The organism is Emticicia sp. BO119 (assembly GCF_013912375.1).
Taxonomy (GTDB): Bacteria; Bacteroidota; Bacteroidia; order Cytophagales; family Spirosomataceae; genus Emticicia.
Genome location: NZ_JACETV010000004.1, coordinates 1 through 22,759, shown reverse-complemented (window position 1 = coordinate 22,759; position 22,759 = coordinate 1). Strand labels below are relative to the sequence as shown.

Sequence of the window (22,759 nt, the reverse complement as noted above, 5' to 3'; positions counted from 1 at the left end):
TAGAATAGTTCTAAACTCAAAAGTTTATTTCAGGATTTTTCAACTAAGAAAAATACAAAAGTAGATTTAGTGAATAGTCAGTAAATAACTGTCGGTAATTGATAACGTAAAACCTACTGAAACAATTCAAAATTAGCGTCTAATCTTACACCACACTATTCTTTTTCTACCAATGTACAAAAAAACGATTTGAATTGACGAATTGATATGTTCAATTGATTTTAAGTTTGAGAAATTCACCTCACTCCAACGACAACGACCGACTCCTGAAAAAGGAGAGGGGCTTAAAAATCTTCCTTTCCCACCAGGAGAAGAAGATTTAGAGGGTAAGGCGTAACAGTTTGATTATATTAAAAGCCTTTCTGAATGCTTTGAAAGTACAATTCTAAATCAGAAATTTAGGGGATCATCAGTTGGGGATAATAATCCATAACTAGGCATCTGCACAACAACGATAGATATGGGCAAAAAGAAAGCGAATACAGGGGGTAGAGTACCAGCCGCTCAAATCATATCAGAAAAGGTTCCCACCGTTGGACTACCCCCCAAAAGTTAGACACTTCTTGGAGGTATTTTTATGAGTAAAAGAAACAAATACAATTACGAATTCAGGCTACAATGTGTAGAATTAGTTCTGAAAGAACATCGTTCCATTATTTCAGTAGCCACAGAAAAAGGATTTAATCCATCAAATTTAAGGTTATGGATAATGTTCTACAAACAATATGGCCAATCAGGTCTCCAACAGAGAACTAAACAATGCTATGAAGTATCTTTTAAGCTTAAAGTGTTAGAAACGATCAATAAAGAGTGTTTATCTTTGCTTACAGCGTGTGTTAGATTCAATATACCTACAGAGTCAGTAATTATAGGCTGGCAACGAGAATATGAATCAAAAGGGTTGTCGGGTTTATTAGCTCAACCTAAAGGAGGTTCAAAAAAGATGCAGCATCCTATTAAAAGAAAATCAAGAAAGTCCTCTGCCCCTTTAACAGACTATCAAAAGCTACTGTTGGAGAATGAACGTTTAAAAGCGGAAAACGAACTGCTAAAAAAGTTACAAGCCTTAACTCAAACCAGCAAAAAGCACAAGTCATAATGGAGTTAAGGCATAAGTACGATTTAACTGTGTTGTTAGATTGTATAAATATGGCCAGAAGCAGTTTTTACTATTATGCAAAGAAAACCCAGCATACAGATAAATATGCAGACACTAAAGCTTTAATCCAATAAAGGAAAACAAGGCAAAATCGCCCCTAATCTTTTGAAGAGAGCATTTAAGGCAACCAATCCTAATCAAAAATGGGCAACTGATATAACCGAATTTAATGTAGCTGGCAGAAAATTGTATCTCTCACCTGTAATAGATCTGTTTAATCAGGAAATTATTACCTATGAACTTTCTGAACGTGCTGACTTTAAGTGTGTCATGAATATGCTAAGTAAGGCTCTCAAAAAAGTAGACAGACAAACATCTTTGTTATTACATTCCGACCAGGGTTGGCATTACCAAATGGAACAATATCGGCATCTACTAAAGAAAAATGGAATCATACAAAGTAAGTCCAGAAAAGGTAATTGTTTAGATAATGCGATCATAGAAAACTTCTTCGGTATCCTGAAGTCAGAATTATTTTATCTCAACAAATACAACTCAATTGATGAGTTGAAAAAAGAAATTAAAAAGTATATTCAGTATTATAACATTGAAAGAATTAAACTTAATCTAAAAGGAATGAGCCCCATACAATACCGAGCTCAGCATTCTAAAACTTAATAATAATTTCGTCCAAAATTTGGGGTGCAGTCCAATAGCAGAAACCTTTTTGAATCAGGGTGGGGATTGTATTAAGAAACTCAGAAAAACTGGTAATAAGCCAGTAATAACTACTAAAATGGAGCGGAAAAGGTTACTGATATGGTGGGAACCTTTTTGAGTGAAGATAGACGAGCAAAACAAAATATATTGTTTGAAGAGCATTAAATATAAATCTGAACCTAATATGTAGGTTGACTAATAGAAGCGAATCTTTATATTTGCTATGAATATCAAAGAAAATATGAAAAAATTGCTCTTATTATCTCTCGTTGCTTTAGCATCATGTAAAAATTCTACTGAACTTAAAACAGGCACCTGGCGTGCTACTATTCAGACCACAGGCGGAGAATTACCTTTTGGATTAGAAATACAAAAAGAAGGTGATGGCTACGCAGTATCGGCACTGAATGGTGATGAAGAATTGAAAATGGACAAGGCGTTCATTAAAGATGATTCTTTGCATATCCCGATGGAGATATTTGACGCTGAAATAGTAGCCAAGGCTGAAGGTGAAAAATTAACAGGCTACTGGAAAAAAATGCGTTCGAATTTTACTTTTATACAGTCTGATTTTAAAGCCGAGTATGGCAAAACTTATCGTTTTGCTGAAAACCCCGAATCGCCCGAATCAGGATTAGCCCCTGTCTATGAAGTTTTGTTCGTTTCTGCTGATAAGCAGGATTCGACCGAATCAGTAGGGGTTTTCAAAACCAGCGGTTCACACGTTACAGGTAGTTTCCTGACTACCACAGGCGATTATCGTTATCTGGCTGGTGACATTGTCGGTGATAGTCTTAAACTTTCTTGTTTTGACGGGACGCATGTATATTTATTCAAAGCAAAAATTGATGGCAATAAATTAATAGGTGGAGGGTATTGGTCAGCACCATCAGGTTTTGAATCATGGGCCGGAATTAAGAATGATAGCGCCAGACTACCAGATGCAACAAAGTTAACTTACCTGAAAGAAGGTTATAAAACAGTTGATTTCTCTTTTGTGAATACTGATAATAAAAAAGTATTATTGAATGATGATACCTACAAAGGCAAAGTAGTGGTGATACAGATTATGGGTTCATGGTGTCCGAATTGTATGGACGAAAGCCGGTTCTTGGCTCCCTGGTATAAGAAAAATAAAGACAGGGGAGTAGAAATTATCGGATTGTCTTACGAAAAAAGTGCAGATACTTCTTTTGCCTTCCCTAAAATTAAACGTATGAAAGAGCGTTTCGGGATAGATTATGAAGTGCTTCTGGCAGGAACAAACAATAAAGATGAAGCCTCTAAAACCTTGCCGATGCTTAACAGGGTGATAGGTTTCCCGACAACCATTTTTATTGATAAAAAAGGACAGGTAAGAGAAATTCATACAGGCTTCTCCGGACCCGGCACAGGACATTATTACGACGAATTTGTTAATGATTTTAATCGCCTGATAGATAAACTACTGGCAGAAAAATCTTAAAATTGCCGTGTATTAAACATTTTAGATATAGTTGGTGTTTTGGGTATAATCAAGCAGATAAAATATGAGTGTTGATACAACAGAAATAATAGTAGTGAATGATATAGATGAAGAAGTAGGTAGTGGTGAAAAACTTCGGGTACATCAGCAAGGCTTATTACACCGGGCTTTTTCGGTTCTGATTTTTAATGATAATAATGAGTTGTTGATACACCAGAGGGTTTTTAATAAATACCATTCAGGCGGGCTCTGGACAAATACCTGTTGTGGACACCCTAATGTGAATGAATCGATAAAAACAGCAGCCGAACGACGTTTAGGAGAAGAAATGGGCTTTACCTGCAATTTAGATTTTCTCTATAAGTTTCATTACAAAACTACCTTTGATAATCAGCTCACAGAAAATGAAATAGACCACGTGTTTACGGGCGTGTATAACAATACTTTTGAAGTAAATCCGGCAGAGGTACTGGATTATAAGTGGGTTTCAGTAGCAAACATTGTAGAAGCAATAGCTAATAACCCACAGAATTATACTTTCTGGTTTAAAAAGATTATACAAAGTGAGGCTTTTCAGGAGTTCGTAGCCACTAATCATGTTTTGTCATAAACCTATATAAATACTATTCTACATGGAAAAGCGAGTAATTGGTATTGGAGGCATCTTTTTTAAATCAGAGGATAACGCCGTCTTAAAAGACTGGTATAATAAGCATTTAGGGATTGAATCAGAATCTTGGGGAGCTGTATTTGAATGGAGGAGGAAGGATAATCCGGATGATTTAACTTCTACTGCCTGGAGCATTTTTAAAAAAGAGACTAAGTATCTGGAGCCCAGTAAAAAAGACTTTATGGTTAATTATCAGGTAGAAAACCTCCAGGAACTAATGGCGGCACTCAAAGAAGAAGAGGTAAAGATTGTAGGAGATATTGAAGAGTCAGAGTTCGGTAAGTTTGCTTGGATACTTGACCCAGAAGGCAATAAAATTGAATTGTGGGAACCTCCAAAAAATATTTAAAGCTTTCAATAATTATTGTATTTTTGTGCTTCTATCACTTATAAAAGCATGAAAAAGAGCCAGTTTATTGTTAGTTTTTTGTTGATTACTTCGGTAGCTTTTGCTCAAAAAAAATCTAAAAAGGATTACCTCATTACTCTTAAAACTACCTACGGAACCATGCACATGGTTTTGTTTGACGATACCCCACTACACAAAGCCAATTTTATCAAATTAGTCAATAAGAAATTTTTCGATAGCTTGTTATTCCATCGGGTTATTGAAAATTTTATGATTCAGGGAGGAGACCCCAACTCAAGAACTGCTAAACCTGGCGAAGCACTGGGTAGTGGTGGCGGAGATATGGAGCGGATTCCATTTGAGTTTAAATCTAATCATGTTCATACAAAAGGAGCTTTAGCGGCAGCTCGTGATGGTAACCCCGAAAAAAAATCAAGTGCATGTCAGTTTTATATTGTTCAGGGTAAGAAGTTTACAGATGAACAATTGAATGCCGTTGCGAGCCGGAATCAGATGGCTTATTCTACCGAACAAAGGGCAGACTACATTGGTATAGGGGGTGCTCCGCATTTAGATAATAATTATACCGTTTTTGGCGAGGTTATTGATAATTTAGGTGTGATAGATACCATCGCCCAACAACCAGGAGACGAAGCCAACCGACCTTTGAAAGACGTAAAAATGGCAATGACTGTAAAGAAAATGAAGAAGAAGAAGATAACGAAGTTGTATAGATATAAATATCAATAGCCAGGAGTTAAGGAACAAATTCTATTGATTGGTTTATAGATTAACAATTCATTAGGAAAAGACAGCCATTGGTAGAAACAGAGCATTGCCCGGTCTCCACAACACATATTAGAGTAAAATAACACAAAATTCAGCTTTCTATAATAATTCGATAAAAACAGCTTTAAGCAATAAATACTTGGGGTATGAAAAAGATATTAATTACAGGCTCAAATGGCTTGTTAGGTCAAAAACTGGTAGAGTTGCTCACTAAAACAAACAACTGCGAAATAATAGCCACAGCAAGAGGTGAAAACCGTCTGCCATTTAAGGATGGTTATATTTATACAGCTATGGATATTACCGATAAGGCACAAGTGCAAGAGGTAATCGACCGTACACAACCTGCTGTAATTATTAATACAGCTGCCATGACCAACGTGGATATGTGCGAAACCGCTAAAGATGATTGCTGGAAGCAGAATGTGAATGCCGTAGAATATCTGGCAGAAGCTGCTGAAAGAAACAATTGCTTCCTTCTCCACATCTCAACCGATTTTATATTTGATGGTAAAAACGGACCTTATAAAGAAGATGCCGAAGCCAATCCACTCAGTTTTTATGGTTGGAGCAAATATGCTGCTGAAAAGATAGTAATTAATAGCAATGTCCGATGGGCTATTGCCCGCACCGTTCTGGTGTATGGCATTGCTCATGACATGAGCCGTACGAATATTATCTTATGGGTGAAGAAATCGTTGGAAGACGGTAAAAATATAAAAGTAGTTACCGACCAATGGCGCACCCCTACCTTAGCCGAAGATTTAGCCAAAGGCTGTGCCTTGATTGCCGATCAGGAAGCAGAAGGCATTTTTAACATTTCAGGTAAGGACTTCCTGACGCCTTATGAAATGGCTATTATGACAGCCGATTATTTTGGCCTTGATAAAGCACTTATCTCACAGGCAGATTCCACCACATTTACACAGCCTGCCAAACGTCCGGCAAGAACAGGTTTTGATTTAACCAAATCCCGTGAGATATTGGGCTACGAGCCAGTAAGTTTTACAGAAGGTATCGGTATTTTAGCGGAGCAGATTAGTGTGAGTGCCTGATTATAAATAGAATTTTTTCCATCGGATATATTCCTCGACTACATCGCTAACCATATAACGGATGGGCTTGCCTGATTTGATGCTATTACGGATAAACGTGGCCGAAATATCTAATAGTGGAGCTTCAATGAACTTTACTTTGGGATGGTTCTTAAAGTTATGTTCAGGCGTATTTGGGCGAGGATAAACGTATAGCTCATAATACTCAAGAATCTTGTCGTAATTCTTCCAGTTCTCAAATTGCACCAGATTATCTTCACCCATAATGAGTTTGAATTCATGTGTTGAGTGACGTTCAGTCAATTTTGCGAGGGTATCAATCGTATAGCTCGGTTTAGGCATTGAAAACTCTATATCACTGGCTTTGAGCCGGTAATTATCAGCAATAGCTTTTTCTACCATTGTCAGGCGGTCAAACTCATGCAGAAGTCCTTTGTTTTTTTTAAATGGGTTCTGTGGCGAAACAATAAACCATACCTGCTCCAGGTCGGTAGTATATGCCATAGTATTAGCAATAATCAAATGCCCCACATGAATAGGATTAAACGAGCCAAAAAACAAACCAATCTTCATTATGCTTCCATATTTTTAAAGGCACAAATATACGAGGAAATAAAAAACGGCAGTGATTCTTTCAATAGAACGACTGCCGTCTTAGTAAATATAGTTAAAGAATTATACCGTTACCCAAGCTTGTTTGCGGTGGCTTTCGATGATTCTTTCGCAAATGATTAATTCACGTAACCCGTCGGCGAATGTAGGATACGTCGGGTTTTCTGGTTGTTTACCTTCAGTTACGGCTGCATATACTTCTTTGAACAATTGTTTCGAAGTATCAGGGAAACCTTCGTTATGTCCGCCAGGGAAGCTGATTAAACTGGTTGCTTCACGATAGAATAATGATGGGTCTTTCATCAATACCTGATTAGCACCATCTCGTTTACCAATCCACATTTCGTTTGGTTTTTCAGAACACCACTCAAAATTAGCTTTAGAACCCGAAATCTCGATATTCAAACGGTTTTTACGCCCGGCTGAAACCTGACTAACGGTTACACTACCTTTGTTGCCATTATCAAAACGCAACAATACATTAGCATGATCTTCGGTATTAATAGGCACTTCCTGATAATCAGAAGCCTGTAGCATTTTACCTGAGTAGGTTTCAATGGCTTTCAAAGGTTTCAAACGTGTTTTATGAACCGTTGAGAAATCAGCCATTACTTCAGTGATTTTCAACCCTGTAATATACTCTGTTACATCTAACAAGTGCGAACCAATATCGGCAATAGCTCTTGAATCGCCAGATTTGTCCGGCTCCAGGCGCCAGTTATAATCTGTTTGGTAGAAAAGCCAGTCTTGCAAGTACGACCCTAAGATTGAGTAGATTTCTCCTAAATCACCTTTTTCACGCATAGTTTTCATCTGGCGAACCAAAGGATAATATCTCAGGTTAAAGTGTACGGCATTTACCAGACCAGTTTCAGTAGCAATTTTTACCAGTTCTTCAGCTTCTTCAATTTTAGTAGCTAAAGGTTTTTCACAAACTACATGTTTGCCTGCTAATAAAGCTGCTTTTGATTGCGAATAATGTAAGAAATTAGGTGTACAAACATGGATACACTCAATGTCTTCCTGTTTTAATAAATCATCAAAAATATAAGCTCGTTCGATACCCAAGCTCGCAGCTTTTTCGGTAGCCAGGTCTATATTGGCTTCGCAAAGAGCGGCTACTTCTACATTTGGCAGGCGGCGTAGGGCTTCAATATGAGCTGGCCCGATAAAACCCGTTCCGACAACGGCAACTTTAATTTTTTTCATAGTTGAATAAAAACCCTTATCCCCTGAAAGGGAATTTTTTGGTTAAATAATAACCCCCCTTCAGGGGTGGGGGGGTGACCGTCTCGCGGCATCCTTAGTTAAAACTACTTATTGCGTATTTTTCAGTATTACAATAAATTAGACTATACAGATAAAAACCTTCTTTTGATGTACCATAGCGCCGTAGAATCTGCAAAATTGGTGACTTTGCCTTGGTTTTCAGCAAACCGGCAATTTCTTTGGTAGCAGCAATGGCTCGTACCTCTTGCTGCATACTATTGACATCTACCTGATAACGCATAAAAAGCGTACGGAATAATGAGCCATCAATCAAAGGCTCTTTTGTCAATTCGGAAAGGTTTTCGTTTGGAATGTAAGTTTCTTCAAGTATCACCGGAAATTCCTCTACCGACCGGAGACGCTTCAAAAATACAAATTCTGTATGAAACTCTTGATGAAGTAAATGTTTAAAAATAGGTTCGGTAATCGTCTTTATTACGAGCCCTTCTAAAATAGAGGTAGTTCCATGTCGGTCGCTTGCACCTACTACTTCTGTCCACCCTTTCAGTGAAAGTAAACCCAGAGACTTACGCATGGCAGATACAATACTGCCTTTACCATGCTGCCGGGTAATGTAGCCTTCTTTTACCAACTCGTTCAATGCTTGCCTGACGGTCATACGCGTAGCATTGAACTCTATACAAAGGTCGTTTTCAGAAGGGAGTAAATTGCCTTCTATGTATTGCCCGGAAGTGATTTTCTCTTTTAAATGAGCCTGGATTTGCCGATAAAGCGGTATCTTCATAGTTTTACCCTTGAGCGATAGAGTGTCGGGTGTAAAGATGCAAAAATAATAGGCTTTTGCCTATCAGCACTATTTTCAAGGCTTCTATTTATCAAAAAAGGCACTCAGGATCCCCGAATGCCTTTCCAAGACGAAAATACTTTAACCTATGATGAATACCCCGACGGGCGGGGAACTCAAAATCTTTAATACTTCTGAAAGAAGTTTAATAAATATATTTAAACATTATTATAGTCTTACCTAAGAATACCATACAAAAAAAGAGAAAAAACGTTGTATAGACAAATATTTATCAGGTTTTTTTTGAGGAAGATAATTTTGGAGTAGGTATTGGTCAAAAAAGTATTAGAAATTTTAAAAATTTCATGTTCGGCACTATATTTCTGCTTATTTAAAACAACTATACAGAAATATAAAAAATCTGTTTTTTGTATTTCAAGAGTTATTTGTATGGGAATTTTTAAAAAAAGGTGGTTTTTTTTCTGAAAACTTCAAAAAAAACTATCTTTGCTACACTTTCCTAAAACTTAATGTCCTATGCTTTATTATCTGTTTACTTACCTTGACAAATCCTTTAATTTTCCCGGTGCAGGGGTGTTCCAATACATCACTTTCCGTGCCATGGGTGCTATTGTTTTCTCGCTTTTAATTGCTGCAATCTACGGTAAAAAACTTATTAATTATCTACGGAAATTACAAATTGGAGAAACCATCCGGGATCTGGGTCTGGAGGGGCAGATGCAGAAAAAAGGCACACCAACTATGGGCGGGTTTATCATTTTAGCCTCATTGCTGATTCCGGTTTTGTTATTCGCAAAATTAGATAATGTGTATATCGTATTGCTGATTATTGCTACTGTATGGACTTGTGGAATTGGTTTTGCCGATGATTATATCAAGGTTTTCAAAAAAGATAAAGAGGGTTTGAAAGGCCGCTTCAAGGTGGTTGGACAAGTGGGTTTAGGCTTGATAGTGGGTCTGGCCCTGTATTTTAACGATTATGTAAAAATAAGAGTATATGAAAAAGCTAAAATCAGCACGGCTGTAGGAGAAGTACAGAAGTACGTAGATACACATTCTTTGACAACCACATTACCATTCTTCAAAAATAATGAAATAGATTATCAGCTTCTTGGCAGTTTCCTGCCCGAAAGCCTTGCTTGGATTCCTTATGTAATCATTGTTATTTTTATTATTACAGCCGTATCGAACGGAGCAAATATTACCGATGGTATTGATGGCCTGGCTGCAGGTACTTCTGCTATAATCGGTCTTACGTTAGCAATTTTTGCTTATTTGTCAGGGAATAAGGTGTTTTCACAATATCTGAACATAATGATGATTCCCAATTCCGGAGAGGTGGTAATTTTCTGCACTGCTTTTGTAGGTGCCTGTATCGGGTTTTTATGGTATAATGCTTATCCGGCACAGGTATTTATGGGAGACACAGGGAGCCTGATGTTGGGGAGTATCATTGCAGTATTGGCTCTGGCGCTTCGCAAAGAATTATTGATACCGGTAATGTGTGGGATATTCTTAATGGAAAACCTGTCTGTTATTATGCAGGTAAGTTATTTTAAATACCAGAAAAGAAAGCGAGGTCTGGAGTATGCCCAGAAAAACCGACTATTCCTGATGTCGCCATTGCATCATCATTTTCAGAAAAAAGGTTACCATGAGGCAAAAATCGTTACCCGCTTCTGGATTGTAGGTATTGTGTTGGCAGTTGCTTGTCTGGTAACCTTGAAACTGCGCTAATAGAAATTATTTAAGAATTTCGTCCAGCTTTGCCTGGTATTCTTTAAATTTATCTAAACCCCGATGACGTCCTCCATCTAAAGTAGTGAGAATGTCTTTGGGGTTTTTATTTAAAAACTGAGCTAATTTCAGGCTGTGTTCATAAGGAATAATCTGGTCGTCAGTTCCATGAAATATATATATAGGGCATTTTACCTTTGTGATCCATTCATAAGTAGGCAACTGAAATTCACATGCCTTACTATAAGGGAATAGGGGGGCATGGCTCCAGGCCACATCAGGGATGCAAGTATATGGTGTTTCTAAGATTAACATTTTTACCTCATTATCCATAGCCAATTTAGTGGCTACTCCTGTACCCAGCGAGCGGCCATAAATAATCATATTTCTTGGCGGATAACGTCTCTGAATATCTTTCAGTACAGTTTGTGCATCACTCAAAAGATTTCCTTCGTCTAATCGTCCATTACTTTTGCCAAAACCCCGGTAATCGTACATGATTACGTCATATCCACGCGAGGTAAATTGCTTGGCATATTTGCCCCATACCCGTATATTATGAGAGTTGCCGTGCAGATACATCACTACGCCTTTTTTGGTACTATCTTTAGTCAGAAACATCAGGGCATTAAGGTTAATAGTCTGGTTTGGCGATACATAAAATTCCACGGCATCATCAAACTCAAACGCATAACCTTTTTCTAATTTATCAGGATGCAGGATAATAAAACGTTGAAAAAGGACGGCCAATCCAAAAACGGAAGCGTAAATAATTAGGGCAATTGTTATAATTCTCTTAATCACTGTATCTTTTGTTTTGCAGAAACTATTTCAGAATAGGTTTAAAGGTATTCAAAACACAAATCTATTCTATTCGGAATTGTTTGTCAAAAATTAAATCAAATCTGTCTAATAAAATATCTTCAAGGTGTTTATGGTATTCAGGAAATGAAGGCAGATTATTGTGTCCTCCGCCATAAATAGGCACTAAACGCGTATGCTGTGGCGCCAGTCTTGCTAATTTCACACTTGAACGAAAGGGAATCAGGAAATCTTTCGTGCCGTGGATAATATAAACAGGACATTTCACAAATTTAATGTATTCATCGGTACGGATAGAAAAACGGAGAATCATTGAAACAGGAAGAAAAGGCAAAAACCGGCTGGTTAGTTGTGAGAAACTATAATAAGGTGCATCAAGAATAAGCATTTTGGGATGATTGCGAGAGGCTAATTTGCAAGCAAAACCAGAACCTAATGAACGACCGTAAATAATGATGTGTTTTTCAAGGTAACCTTTTTTCAACATCTGATTATATACCGCTTGTGAGTCTTCATACATAGTATCTTCGTGGCGTTTACCTGTACTTTTACCGAAGCCTCGGTAATCAATCATCAGCACGTCATAATCATGAGCAAAAAAGTCTTTGGCATATTTGGCCCATCCTTTAATGCTTCGGGTGTTGCCATGAAAATAAATGACCAATCCCCGTGTAGATTCGTCTACATCATAAAACAACAAGCCATTGATGCGCGCACCATCGGGCATATCAAAGAATAATTCTTCAAAATGGTCGTCATATCTGAATTTGAAATCAGGTGAAAGTTTTTCAGGCTTAAATATAAAGTATTCCTGTACCTTATAGGCAATAATGCAGATTGCTAGATAAAGAACAACGACTAATATAATGATTTGGGTAACTGTCATGATTCCAGTGTTGGGTTGATTTCTGTCAAAACCAAATATTAAAACAAGCTACTGGTTTTCATCTACTAACATACGTAGTTTTTATTAATTATCAGAGATTCAGCTTTCTGGATTCATCTAATTTTTATCGAAATCATCTAATATCATAGAATCCTTTCTCATCATGGCATGTCTCAGATCATTAGCCTTATTATATTGTGTAGAGGCTTCATAGTGATCTACCAGTTCATATAAAATCTCCCTTAATGTTTCTAATTTATCACTACCTAATATTTCCTTAAACTTCTCATTTACATATTCCATACATCTTTTCCAGTCTATCAAAGCTTGTACCCCTTTTGCTGAATGTCGGACAATGAGTGCTCTGGCATCTGTCAGGTCTTTCTCTACGGTTACATACCCTTCGTTTTGCAGCTCCTTAATCAGTTTACTCATCGCTTGTTTGGTTATACACGCTTTATTAGAAAGCGTGTTAATATTAGTCCCCTCTAAATCTATATGTAATAAGGCGACAGCATGGCCTATTCTGAAATTTTTGTATCCGATGCCTTGCAGATACTCACTTGCTATCTCGCTCATGAAGCGGTAGCTTTTGCTTAAAAGTTTGCCAAAAAGCCTTCCTTTGGTAGCTTTAAAAACTGCCACTTCTTTTAATATATCCTCGTTCATTGTGTTATTAAGATTCAATGCGCTGATTATCAGCATATTGCAAAAGTAGTAAATTCTGTCCAATTCCTTTTCCTGAAACAAAATTAAGTAGAAAAAATAAATTAGTCAATATGCTTGACTAATTTAGTCAACTTAGTTTACCTTTGCATCGTCAATATGGTTGACTAATGAAGGAACAAAGCGAACATTAATATTACCAAAAGAAAAGATGGAAACTCCACAAAAAAAATCTGTTAAGAACTACATTCCCCGTATCATTTTAGTACTAATCCTGTTAGGGGCAGGTATCTACGCTTACCAACGTTATCAGTATAATCAGCACTACGAAACAACAGACAATGCACAGATAGAAACTTATACTGTTCCGGTTGTGCCACGTGTAGGAGGCTACGTGAGCAGTGTAAGTATGAAAGACTTTGAACAGGTAAAGAAAGGCCAGCTACTGGTTGATATTGACGACCGCGAACAACAACTGGCTTTAACTGAAATGGAAGCAACCTACCAGCAATTGCTGACAGACGTTGAGAATGCCAAGGCTAATATCAAAAATACCGGAATGACCATCAACGCCGCCGAAACCAATATTACAGCTACTGTTTTACGCAAAGATAAAGCACAGAAGGATTCGGAAAGAGATGCTAAATTATTTGCTGATAATGCCATTACAAGACGTCAGGCAGATGATAGTAAATCAAATTTTGAAGTATTAACTGCTCAATACGAAGGGCAAAAACAAGACATTGCCGCGTCGAAATCACGTATGGATATTTTATACAGTAATCTTCACAAAGCAGAAGCCTCTTTAGCAGTACAAAAAGCAAAAATTGAGCAACAAAAACTTCGCTTGACTTACTCGAAGGTATATGCTAACGAAAACGGGAAAATAGGCAGAAAAAGCGTTGAACCCGGACAATACATTCAGCCAGGCCAGACCCTTGCCACTATTGTGCAGGATTCTTTGTATTGGGTAGTTGCCAATTTTAAAGAAACGCAAATTGGTCGTCTGGCTATTGGACAGGAGGCGACTATTAAATTAGATGCTTTCCCTGAGCTGGAGTTGAAAGGTAAAATAGCTGATTTTTCTGATGCCACTGGTGCAAAATATGCGCTTCTCCCACCTGATAACGCCAGTGGTAACTTTGTGAAAGTAACGCAGAAAATCCCTGTAAAAATTGCAATTCATGGGGTAGAAAAATATCGTGATAAACTCCGCGCGGGCATGAGCCTTGAAGTAGAGGTAAAAATTAAATAAATCTACGCAGGTATTGAAGATACTATATAAACACGTTTCATGGAAAATCAATTAGAAAACAACGTGTCGGGTGCTTCAAGGTTTATCATCGTTTTGACAACCGTAACTGCCGCTATTATGGAGTTACTGGATACCACGATTGTAAACGTAGCACTCAACCAAATGGCCGGATCCTTAGGAGCAACCATCGAAGATATTGCCTGGGTTATTACATCTTATGCCATTGCCAATGTAATTATCATCCCGATGACAGGCTTTTTAGGAGAGTATTTCGGACGAAAAAATTATTACCTCGGCTCGATGATACTCTTTGGGATCGCCTCTTACCTCTGTGGTAATTCGGGTAGTCTTTGGGAACTGGTTTTATGGCGCTTTATTCAAGGGATAGGCGGTGGTGCCTTGCTATCGACCTCTCAAGCCATTTTATTCGATGCCTTTCCGCCCAAAGACAGAGGAACAGCCTCGGGGCTTTTTGGAATGGGTATCGTATTAGGTCCAACTTTAGGCCCGACTCTTGGCGGATACATCGTAGATAATTATACATGGGGAGATATTTTCTTTATTAATGTTCCTATATGTATTGTAGCTACTATCCTGACTATTTTGTACATTCCTAAAAAAGCCGATGAGGGTAAGCACAAGGATAAAATCAAAATAGACTATTTAGGTATCGCGCTCTTAATGATAGGTATAGGTGCTCTACAATATGTCTTGGAAAAAGGCGAATCGAAAGACTGGTTTCAATCAAGAGAGATTTCGGTTATATCGTTGGTAGCTTTAGTCGGTATTGTAGGTTTTATCAGCCGGGAATTAAACACAGAGCATCCGGTAGTAAACCTGAAAATCTTTGGCAACAGAAACTTTGCCTTCTCCAGCATTTTCGTAATGGTATCCGGGTTTGGTTTATTTACGTCTGTATTCGTTTATCCGGTTCTGGTGCAACGTATCAATGGTTTTACCCCGTACGAAACCGGGCTTTCGTTGTTATTTCCTACACTTACTATATTGCCTATATTCCCGATTCTGGGGCGTCGTATGTCGGCTGGAGCATCGCCGATTCCGTTTGTGGTAGCAGGGATTATTATCTTTGCGGCATTCGGGTTTTATAGCGGAACGGCCACTACTGATATGAGTAAATGGGATTTTTATCCTATGCAATTGCTGCGTGGTTTAGGAACAGTACTTCTGCAATTACCATTAATTAATGCATCGGTTGCAGGTTTGAAACCGAGTGAATTTGGTGCAGGTATTTCTCTCACAAATATGATCCGTCAATTGGGTGGGGCATTTGGCATTGCCCTGGCTAATAACTACGTGGCGTTGCAATATGCCCAGCACCGTTCAGATTTAGTAGCTAATTATGTGCCGAACAATCCCCTGTTTGCTGAGCGATTCAATGCCATCAAGATGTCTTTTTTATCTCGTACAGGCGATGCGATGCAAGCTACTGCTCAGGCATACAGGCAATTAGAGCTGTTACTCGATCGACAGTCGTATTATCTGGCATATCTGGATACATTCCGCATTATCTCGATTTTCTTTATATGTGTGCTGCCTTTAGTGGTATTACTCAGAACAAAAAAGAAAAGTGCTGCCGAATCGGCTGCCGCAGCCAAGGCCGCAGCAGAGTCTCATTAATGATAGATTTTATCAAAAACATTTATGTTTCCGAAAATGAAATTTCAAAAAATATCCATAGCTATCCTATTACTTTTTGGTCAGGTAGCCATTGCACAAAACTCCAATGAGACATTAAATTCATTGGTTAAAATGACCCTTGAAGGGTCGTCGCGCATAAAAGAACAAGTACAGTTATTGAACGTGGGCGACTATCGTATCAAAGTACAACAAAGTGGAACGAAACCTCAGATTAACGGAGAGATAAGCTATACAAGGCTCGACCCTATTGCCGAGGCCGTTATCCCGATTCCGGGATTTGAGGGTAAATTACAGTTTCAGCCGCATAATAATTATAGTACTAATGTAGCAGCTTCATATGTGATTTACGATTGGGGCAGATTCAAAGCAAGCGTACAGAAAACCTTGCTTGAAATGCAACAACAACGCGAAGGTATCGAAAGCCTGAAACAAACTTTGGCTTATCAGGTAGCACAGTTGTATTATGGTATTATTTATCTGCAAAAAGCGATTGCTGTGCAACAGGACCAGGTAAAACTGGTGGATGAAAACAGTAAGATTATCAGCGATAGATTAAAGAGCGGCGATGCCCTTGATTATGATGTAGTACAAGCGCAAGTACGTTACAAAAATGCCGAAATCAGAGTAGTAGATTTACAAGGACAACTGGAGAAACAATACATTTTCCTGAGCGCTTTAATTGGTACTGATGCACATAATCAGATTCCGGCTAATGCCGAATTGCAATATAATTATCCTTATGCAGATTCCCGTGGAGCTATCAGCGAAGCAATCGTTAATAACCTGGATTTAAGAACTGCCGCTGCTCGTGAAAATGCTTTAGCGCAGGAAATCAAGATTTCATCTATGGGTAATTTGCCGCAATTATCTGCCAATGCAGCAGCGGGTATCAAAAATGGTTATCAGCCAAATATTGATGCCTGGCGTTTTAATACTTTGTTGGGTGTCAGATTAACTGTTCCGATTTACACAGGCAAGAGAAGTGCTTACAATACCCAGATCGCCAGAATTAATCTGGATGCTGCCAGAGAAAACACTGCAGCACAGAAAACGCAGATTAATCGTGATATTGAAAATGCTTTTAATGACATTAAAGTAGCTACGCAAAAAAGAGCATTAGCTGAGCGCAATGTCTTTCAGGCAGAGTATGGTTTGAAACTGGCTAAAATCCGTCTGACAAATGGCGTAAGTACTCCTTTAGAAATTCAGACTTCTGAAACAGCCGTAGAAGATGCCAAATTCAGTTTGTTACAATATGATTATCAGATAATATTGTCAAAACTGGAGATTAGCAGATTATCGGGTGTGAAGTTATAAAAAGCAAAATTAAACATAACAGAGACCCATCTGAATAAATTATTCGGGTGGGTTTTCTTTTTGATAGGCTTGCCAAAGCAAAGTAAACCGAAATGAGAATAATTGTGTTGTGTTTATAATTATGGTATAAAGAGGACAACAATACACAAAAGATTTATTCGAACTTATCTAAAATTTCCTCTAATTTTGGCAAAAAATCCCCTTCATCAATCATGAATAATACTATCTTTAAAGTACCTACGCCGGTTAATGAACCGGTTCTGAATTACGGTAAAGGTTCTCCCGAAAAACTCGCACTCAAAAAAGCCATTGCAGAGGCTCGCTCGAAACAAATTGAGGTGCCGATGTATATTGGCAGTGAACAAATACATACCAACAATAAAATCAAGCTTTCTCCTCCACATGACCATCAACACGTATTAGGCTATGCCAGTGAAGGAGACGCCTCTCATGTAGAAAAAGCCATTGAAGCAGCTTTAGCGGCTCGTCCGGCCTGGGCGGCGCTTTCATGGGAGCAAAGAGCCAGTATTTTCCTGAAAGCAGCCGACTTATTAGCAGGTCCATATAGAGCAAAAATGAATGCGGCCACCATGTTGGGTCAATCAAAAAATGCCTATCAGGCGGAGATAGATTCAGCTTGTGAGTTGATAGACTTCCTACGCTTCAATGTGGCTTTTATGGAGCAGGTTTATACTGGGCAACCTGATTCAGTACGTGGTTTATGGAATAGATTGGAATACAGACCATTAGAGGGCTTTGTATTTGCCTTAACTCCTTTCAACTTTACCGCCATTGCCGGAAACTTACCTTCATGCGTAGCCATGATGGGTAATGTAACGGTTTGGAAACCTGCTTATCCGCAAATCTATTCAGCGAATGTAATCATGGAAGTTTTCCGTGAAGCAGGTTTACCAGATGGAGTTATTAACTTGATTTATGTTGACGGCCCTGTAGTAGGAGATATAGTTTTCAAACATCCAGACTTTGCAGGTATCCACTTTACAGGTAGTACCAAAGTATTCCAGACAATCTGGAAAACGATTGGCGAGAATATTCATTTGTATAAATCTTATCCACGTATTGTGGGTGAAACCGGTGGAAAAGACTTTGTAATGGCACATGAATCTGCTGATACAAAGGCTTTGGCAACAGGCCTGGTTCGTGGGGCTTTTGAATACCAGGGACAAAAATGCTCAGCTGCCTCCCGTGCCTATATTCCATCTAATATCTGGGAAGAAGTAAAAGGCTACGTCTTAGCAGATTTGAAAGAGATCAAAATGGGTGGCACAGAAGATTTCACCAACTTCGTAAATGCGGTTATTGACGAAAAATCGTTTGATAAAATTGCTACCTATATAGATAATGCAAAGAAAAGCGATAAAGTAAGCATACTTGCCGGAGGGAACTACGATAAGTCGAAAGGCTACTTTGTTGAGCCGACCATTCTACTCACATCAGACCCTAATTATGTGACGATGTGCGAAGAAATCTTTGGCCCGGTACTCACGATCTATGTATATGAAGCAGCAGATTACGAAAAGACGTTGGAATTGGTGAATGCTACTTCTCCTTATGCCTTAACAGGCGCCATTTTTGCCAAAGATCGTTACGCTATTGATTTAGCAACTAAAAAACTGGTGGATGCTGCCGGAAACTTCTATATCAACGATAAGCCAACAGGTGCCGTTGTAGGCCAGCAACCATTCGGTGGTGCCCGTGCTTCTGGTACAAACGACAAGGCAGGTTCAATCCTGAACTTATTCCGTTGGGTACAACCTCGTACAATCAAAGAAACTTTCGTTTCACCTACTGATTATAAATATCCGTTTTTGGGAGAGGAGTAATAGATATAAACTTATATAAACCAAAAGGTGGCGCCCAGAAGCGCCACCTTTTTCTATATAATTCCTATTCTTCCCAGGCCCAATCAATACGGTGCTTCATATCCTTGATAGTCATGCCGTTTGATTTGAAGTAAGTTCTGATTTCGTCTACTTTGTCATATCTTTGGCTCGACTTATATTCTTTATAAAGAGACAACATCCCGCTCAGAATACCATCGCCTTGTGTTAAAGGCTCCTCTGTAATACCCAGAATCTGCTCCATAAATACCACAAACTTCTCTTGCAACAAGTTGAAAGTATCCTCACCCAAAGTCCTTGGGTCTAGCTGATTCATATAAATCATGTTCACATACTTCAACAAATTGAATAGCTGAGCGATAGCCACGGCTGTATTCAAATCATCATTCATTGCCTCATAAAAAGCCTGCACTGTTTTTTCAATATCCAGTTTTTTCTTTTCATCAATGGCAACCTTAACAACCGGAGCCGCTACAGTTTGCGTAGCTACGTTACCTGCTTGCGTATCGTCAATCAGCTCGCTTGGTATTTTATCAGCTACTTTGTCATTAATGTCTAATGTCAACGTCTTCACAATCCGCAAACCATTAATCAAACGTCTATAACCTTTTTGAGCAGCTCTTAAAGCATCGTTCGAGAAATCAAGTGTACTACGGTACTGCGATTGAAGCATGAAGAAGCGAACAGTCATTGGAGTATAAGCCTGCTCAAGCAATGGGTGACTTCCGGCAAAAAGCTCTGATGGTAAGAATGAATTACCCAAAGATTTTGACATCTTTTGCCCGTTTACTGTCAACATATTAGAGTGCATCCAGTAGCGAACCGGCTCTACGCCTGTAATACCAACACCCTGCGCAATTTCACATTCGTGGTGCGGGAATTTCAGGTCCATACCGCCGCCGTGAATATCAAACTGCTTGCCCAGGTATTTGGTACTCATACAAGTACACTCCAAATGCCATCCCGGAAATCCCATACCCCAAGGAGATTTCCATTGCATAATATGTTCAGGGCTTGCGTTTTTCCAGATAGCAAAATCAAGTGGATTACGTTTTTCAGATTGTCCATCCAATTCACGGGTTTCATTCAGCAAATCTTCCAGGATTCTGCCTGACAGTTTGCCATAATCATTACCTTCTTGATTATATTGATTAATATCAAAATAAACCGAACCGTTAGCTTCATATGCCAAGCCTTTATCAATCAATGTTTTTACCGCTTCAATCTGTTCAACCAGATGCCCTGTGGCAGTAGGTTCTATGCTTGGTGGCAGGAAATTGAATTGCTCTAATACTTTGTGGAAATCGTTGGTGTATCTTTGTACAATCTCCATAGGCTCCAGTTTCTCCAGTTTCGCCATCTTTCCGATTTTGTCTTCTCCTTCATCTCCATCACCCACCAGGTGACCCACATCAGTAATATTTCTTACGTAACGAACCTTATAACCAATTTCAGTCAGGTAACGGAAAAGCACATCGAAAGTCAGGAAGGTGCGAACATTCCCTAAGTGTACATAATTGTAAACGGTTGGTCCGCAGACATACATTCCTACATAAGGTGGACTAAGGGGTTTAAATTCTTCTTTCTGGCGTGTAAGTGTATTATAAATCTTCAGGTTTTGCATATAGGTCGTTCAATATCGTATGTTCTAATTCTATTGTATAACGTTGGTTATCTTATGGTTCATCTATCTTGATAGATGCAAATTTAAAGTTAATTTCTGTATTATATATAATGTATATAAAGGATAGGCTTTTATGCCACCGGAATTTCAAGCAAACAGTCATTCAGTTTTTCTTCATACAATGCCCAGTCTAACTTGGTAGGTGCAATCAGTTCAACCCGACTATCACGGCGATAGGCAATATATTGAACAGTAAACTCTCCACCAACGGCATTGATCAAGACCCAGTCTTTACCTGTTCTGAAAACTCCTTTGGCCCGGTAAACGTCTTTCAAGCTACTAAAAAACTGACGTAGCTTAGGAAGATTGAAAATCTCATCAGGCGAAAAAATCCAGCCGCAACCATGTAAACCTAAACCATGACTTTCCTTTTTAACCGGATTTCCAAGGGTTGGCACTGGTAATTCTCCTTCATGTGCATGATGATGATGAGCTTCATGTGCGAACTGTGCCTTTCTATCGCCAAATGGTTCAATATTTAGCCAGTTAAAATCAATCTCGCCATTGCTTACATGGGCTATCAATAATTTAGGTGGATACAAAGAATCTGCCCAATCCTTAAATTCCTCGGTTAATTCTTCGCCTGCCAGGTCTGTTTTATTCGCTATCAATACATCGGCCAGATTAATCTGGTCCTGAAAAGTCTCATTTGCTCTAACATCAGCATTCGCCCATCGACGAGGATCAACCAGACAAATCGTGGCTCTTACATCTAATATATCTTTCATGAATTTACCTCGAAGCAAATCCAGAATATTCTCAGGATGCCCCATACCCGTAGGTTCAATCAGAATCCGGTCGGGTTTCTGTTGACGTAATACAGTAGTAAGCGTATATTGCATGGGTACATTGGCCGTACAACAGATACACCCCCCGGCTACTTCACGAATCGTCAAGCCATCTTTTTCTTCAATAGCTGTATGATCGATAGAAACAGCGCCAAACTCGTTGATAATAATAGCCCAACGTTCGGCCTGGGGTTTGCTTGCCAGCAAATGTTTGATAGCAGTGGTTTTGCCCACTCCTAAAAAACCTGTAATCAGATTTACGGGAATTTTCATGCAATGTTGTTTAAATGAAAACTATACTCTATATATACTATGAACTTGTTTCGTTTCTTTCAAAAGGGTAGTCACCGTAGTGTCTACCTTTTCTGGTTCCAGTTTAGTAGCTGGTACCTGAAACTATCGCTTCGCTGCTTCGCTACTGTCTCCTTTCAAAAAGGTTCCCACCATAATGGTAACCTTTTCGATTCCACTTTAATTGCGCTTGCAACTCTTTTCTCTTCTTTCATTTCAATTATTACTCTGTGGATGGCGAGTGTGGATGGTTATCCAAGACTGGGTGTCACCTACCAGGCACCCCCTAAATTTCCGACTTACCATTGTGTTCTCAAAGTGTTTGAGGAGATTTCCGGTAAAATCAGACTATTGTGTCATTCTTCGCATGGCAGGGTTGAAAATCATTTGATGCAGGTGTAGTCAAAACAACACATTTTTAAAGAAATAACCCTAAACAACTTTTATAGAATATAACAGTAGGGGCATAACAACAATTTGATTTTTAAAGTTTAGAGTAAATGCGGGAAATATGAAGAACAAATAATAAGGATTGGGTTTTCTATACCATTTGTGACAGCATCGGTTTTTATACTAAATACCTAAGGCAATAGTAAATTCTGAAAGTTCAAGGCATATTAATATAAAGTAGAGAGAGACTATATACTCACAATTTAGAAAGTGATATATAATAGGTACTCTACTAAGCCGATTTAACCACCGTACCAATTTTAACCTTTGATGGTCCCCATAAGTAAATATACCTAAAAGCATAAAGGTAAAATAGTGTTGATAGGACAATTTCAAGAACTTATATAAAGGTTTTTGAGGGGTGAAACTGTAAGTAGTTAGTAGTAAGGAAAATAAGGGAAAGGCGTTAAAAAACTTTGAGGAGAGGTATTGACAAATGTAAAAAAGAGCCTTACCTTTGCAGTCCCAAAAATGAGGAACAGACTGAGCGTTACATAGCAGGAGCATAGTAAAAAGGTGGTAATCAGGAGATTGGGGGAGAGTTAAAA

At 38.6% G+C, this 22,759-nt stretch carries 19 protein-coding genes and 1 pseudogene; 12 read left to right on the top strand and 8 right to left on the bottom strand.

The annotated features are described in order from the left end of the window. The first annotated feature begins 577 nt into the window (after nt 1-577). The 7 genes and pseudogenes from H1R81_RS14100 to H1R81_RS14070 all read left to right on the top strand — a co-directional run bounded on the left by H1R81_RS14100 (nt 578) and on the right by H1R81_RS14070 (nt 6,147). Nucleotides 578-1,099, top strand: coding sequence for a transposase (locus H1R81_RS14100; RefSeq protein WP_181841382.1), 522 nt, complete (start codon nt 578-580; stop codon nt 1,097-1,099). Nucleotides 1,100-1,240: 141 nt separating this feature from the next. After that, nucleotides 1,241-1,777, top strand: a pseudogene (locus H1R81_RS14095) (IS3 family transposase); the annotation flags it as partial. 283 nt (nt 1,778-2,060) lie between these two features. Beyond that, entirely contained in the window at nt 2,061-3,284 is a 1,224-nt protein-coding gene (locus H1R81_RS14090) for a peroxiredoxin (protein WP_181841380.1), read from the top strand. A gap of 64 nt (nt 3,285-3,348) precedes the next feature. Next, a complete protein-coding gene (gene idi / locus H1R81_RS14085) occupies nt 3,349-3,894 on the top strand; it encodes an isopentenyl-diphosphate Delta-isomerase (RefSeq protein ID WP_181841379.1) in 546 nt (181 codons plus the stop codon). Nucleotides 3,895-3,916: 22 nt separating this feature from the next. Further along, nucleotides 3,917-4,303, top strand: coding sequence for a VOC family protein (locus H1R81_RS14080; RefSeq protein WP_181841378.1), 387 nt, complete (start codon nt 3,917-3,919; stop codon nt 4,301-4,303). 48 nt (nt 4,304-4,351) lie between these two features. Further along, nucleotides 4,352-5,053, top strand: a complete 702-nt coding sequence (locus H1R81_RS14075; protein ID WP_181841377.1) for a peptidylprolyl isomerase — start codon at nt 4,352-4,354, stop codon at nt 5,051-5,053. Nucleotides 5,054-5,238: 185 nt separating this feature from the next. After that, nucleotides 5,239-6,147, top strand: coding sequence for an NAD(P)-dependent oxidoreductase (locus H1R81_RS14070; RefSeq protein WP_181841376.1), 909 nt, complete (start codon nt 5,239-5,241; stop codon nt 6,145-6,147). Here the strand turns inward: H1R81_RS14070 and nadD are convergent, their stop codons facing one another. The 3 genes from nadD to H1R81_RS14055 form a co-directional block, all read right to left on the bottom strand. Beyond that, nucleotides 6,148-6,720 carry a nicotinate (nicotinamide) nucleotide adenylyltransferase gene (gene nadD, locus H1R81_RS14065; protein ID WP_181841375.1) on the bottom strand — a complete coding sequence of 191 codons (573 nt, stop codon included), beginning with the start codon at nt 6,718-6,720 and terminating at the stop codon, nt 6,148-6,150. It lies immediately after the preceding gene. A 102-nt stretch (nt 6,721-6,822) separates the two neighbouring features. After that, nucleotides 6,823-7,968 (bottom strand): Gfo/Idh/MocA family protein, encoded by a 1,146-nt coding sequence (locus tag H1R81_RS14060; RefSeq protein ID WP_181841374.1) that lies wholly within the window; start codon nt 7,966-7,968, stop codon nt 6,823-6,825. A gap of 94 nt (nt 7,969-8,062) precedes the next feature. Then, on the bottom strand, nt 8,063-8,773 hold the full coding sequence (locus tag H1R81_RS14055) for a GntR family transcriptional regulator (protein WP_181841373.1): 711 nt from the start codon (nt 8,771-8,773) through the stop codon (nt 8,063-8,065). A 537-nt stretch (nt 8,774-9,310) separates the two neighbouring features. On the opposite strand from H1R81_RS14055, the gene mraY reads away from it, so the two are divergent. Then, a complete protein-coding gene (gene mraY, locus H1R81_RS14050) occupies nt 9,311-10,531 on the top strand; it encodes a phospho-N-acetylmuramoyl-pentapeptide-transferase (RefSeq protein ID WP_181841372.1) in 1,221 nt (406 codons plus the stop codon). Nucleotides 10,532-10,537: 6 nt separating this feature from the next. On the opposite strand, the gene H1R81_RS14045 is transcribed toward mraY, so the two are convergent. The 3 genes from H1R81_RS14045 to H1R81_RS14035 form a co-directional block, all read right to left on the bottom strand. Continuing rightward, a complete protein-coding gene (locus tag H1R81_RS14045; RefSeq protein ID WP_181841371.1) occupies nt 10,538-11,335 on the bottom strand; it encodes an alpha/beta hydrolase in 798 nt (265 codons plus the stop codon). A gap of 61 nt (nt 11,336-11,396) precedes the next feature. After that, nucleotides 11,397-12,239 (bottom strand): alpha/beta hydrolase, encoded by an 843-nt coding sequence (locus H1R81_RS14040; protein ID WP_181841370.1) that lies wholly within the window; start codon nt 12,237-12,239, stop codon nt 11,397-11,399. Between the two features lie 117 nt (nt 12,240-12,356). After that, a complete protein-coding gene (locus tag H1R81_RS14035) occupies nt 12,357-12,908 on the bottom strand; it encodes a MarR family winged helix-turn-helix transcriptional regulator (RefSeq protein ID WP_181841369.1) in 552 nt (183 codons plus the stop codon). Nucleotides 12,909-13,116: 208 nt separating this feature from the next. Here H1R81_RS14035 and H1R81_RS14030 point away from each other — a divergent pair, with 208 nt between their 5' ends. From H1R81_RS14030 to pruA, 4 genes are all read left to right on the top strand, one after another. Beyond that, nucleotides 13,117-14,160, top strand: a complete 1,044-nt coding sequence (locus H1R81_RS14030) for an HlyD family secretion protein (RefSeq protein ID WP_181841368.1) — start codon at nt 13,117-13,119, stop codon at nt 14,158-14,160. 39 nt (nt 14,161-14,199) lie between these two features. Next, on the top strand, nt 14,200-15,798 hold the full coding sequence (locus H1R81_RS14025) for a DHA2 family efflux MFS transporter permease subunit (protein ID WP_181841367.1): 1,599 nt from the start codon (nt 14,200-14,202) through the stop codon (nt 15,796-15,798). Between the two features lie 36 nt (nt 15,799-15,834). Beyond that, complete coding sequence (locus tag H1R81_RS14020) at nt 15,835-17,136, top strand: TolC family protein (RefSeq protein WP_181841366.1); 1,302 nt, start codon at nt 15,835-15,837, stop codon at nt 17,134-17,136. 212 nt (nt 17,137-17,348) lie between these two features. Further along, nucleotides 17,349-18,980, top strand: a complete 1,632-nt coding sequence (gene pruA, locus H1R81_RS14015; RefSeq protein ID WP_181841365.1) for an L-glutamate gamma-semialdehyde dehydrogenase — start codon at nt 17,349-17,351, stop codon at nt 18,978-18,980. 64 nt (nt 18,981-19,044) lie between these two features. On the opposite strand, the gene cysS is transcribed toward pruA, so the two are convergent. Next, nucleotides 19,045-20,622, bottom strand: a complete 1,578-nt coding sequence (gene cysS, locus H1R81_RS14010; protein ID WP_181841364.1) for a cysteine--tRNA ligase — start codon at nt 20,620-20,622, stop codon at nt 19,045-19,047. A gap of 131 nt (nt 20,623-20,753) precedes the next feature. Beyond that, nucleotides 20,754-21,743, bottom strand: coding sequence for a GTP-binding protein (locus H1R81_RS14005; RefSeq protein WP_181841363.1), 990 nt, complete (start codon nt 21,741-21,743; stop codon nt 20,754-20,756). Nucleotides 21,744-22,759 lie beyond the last annotated feature (1,016 nt).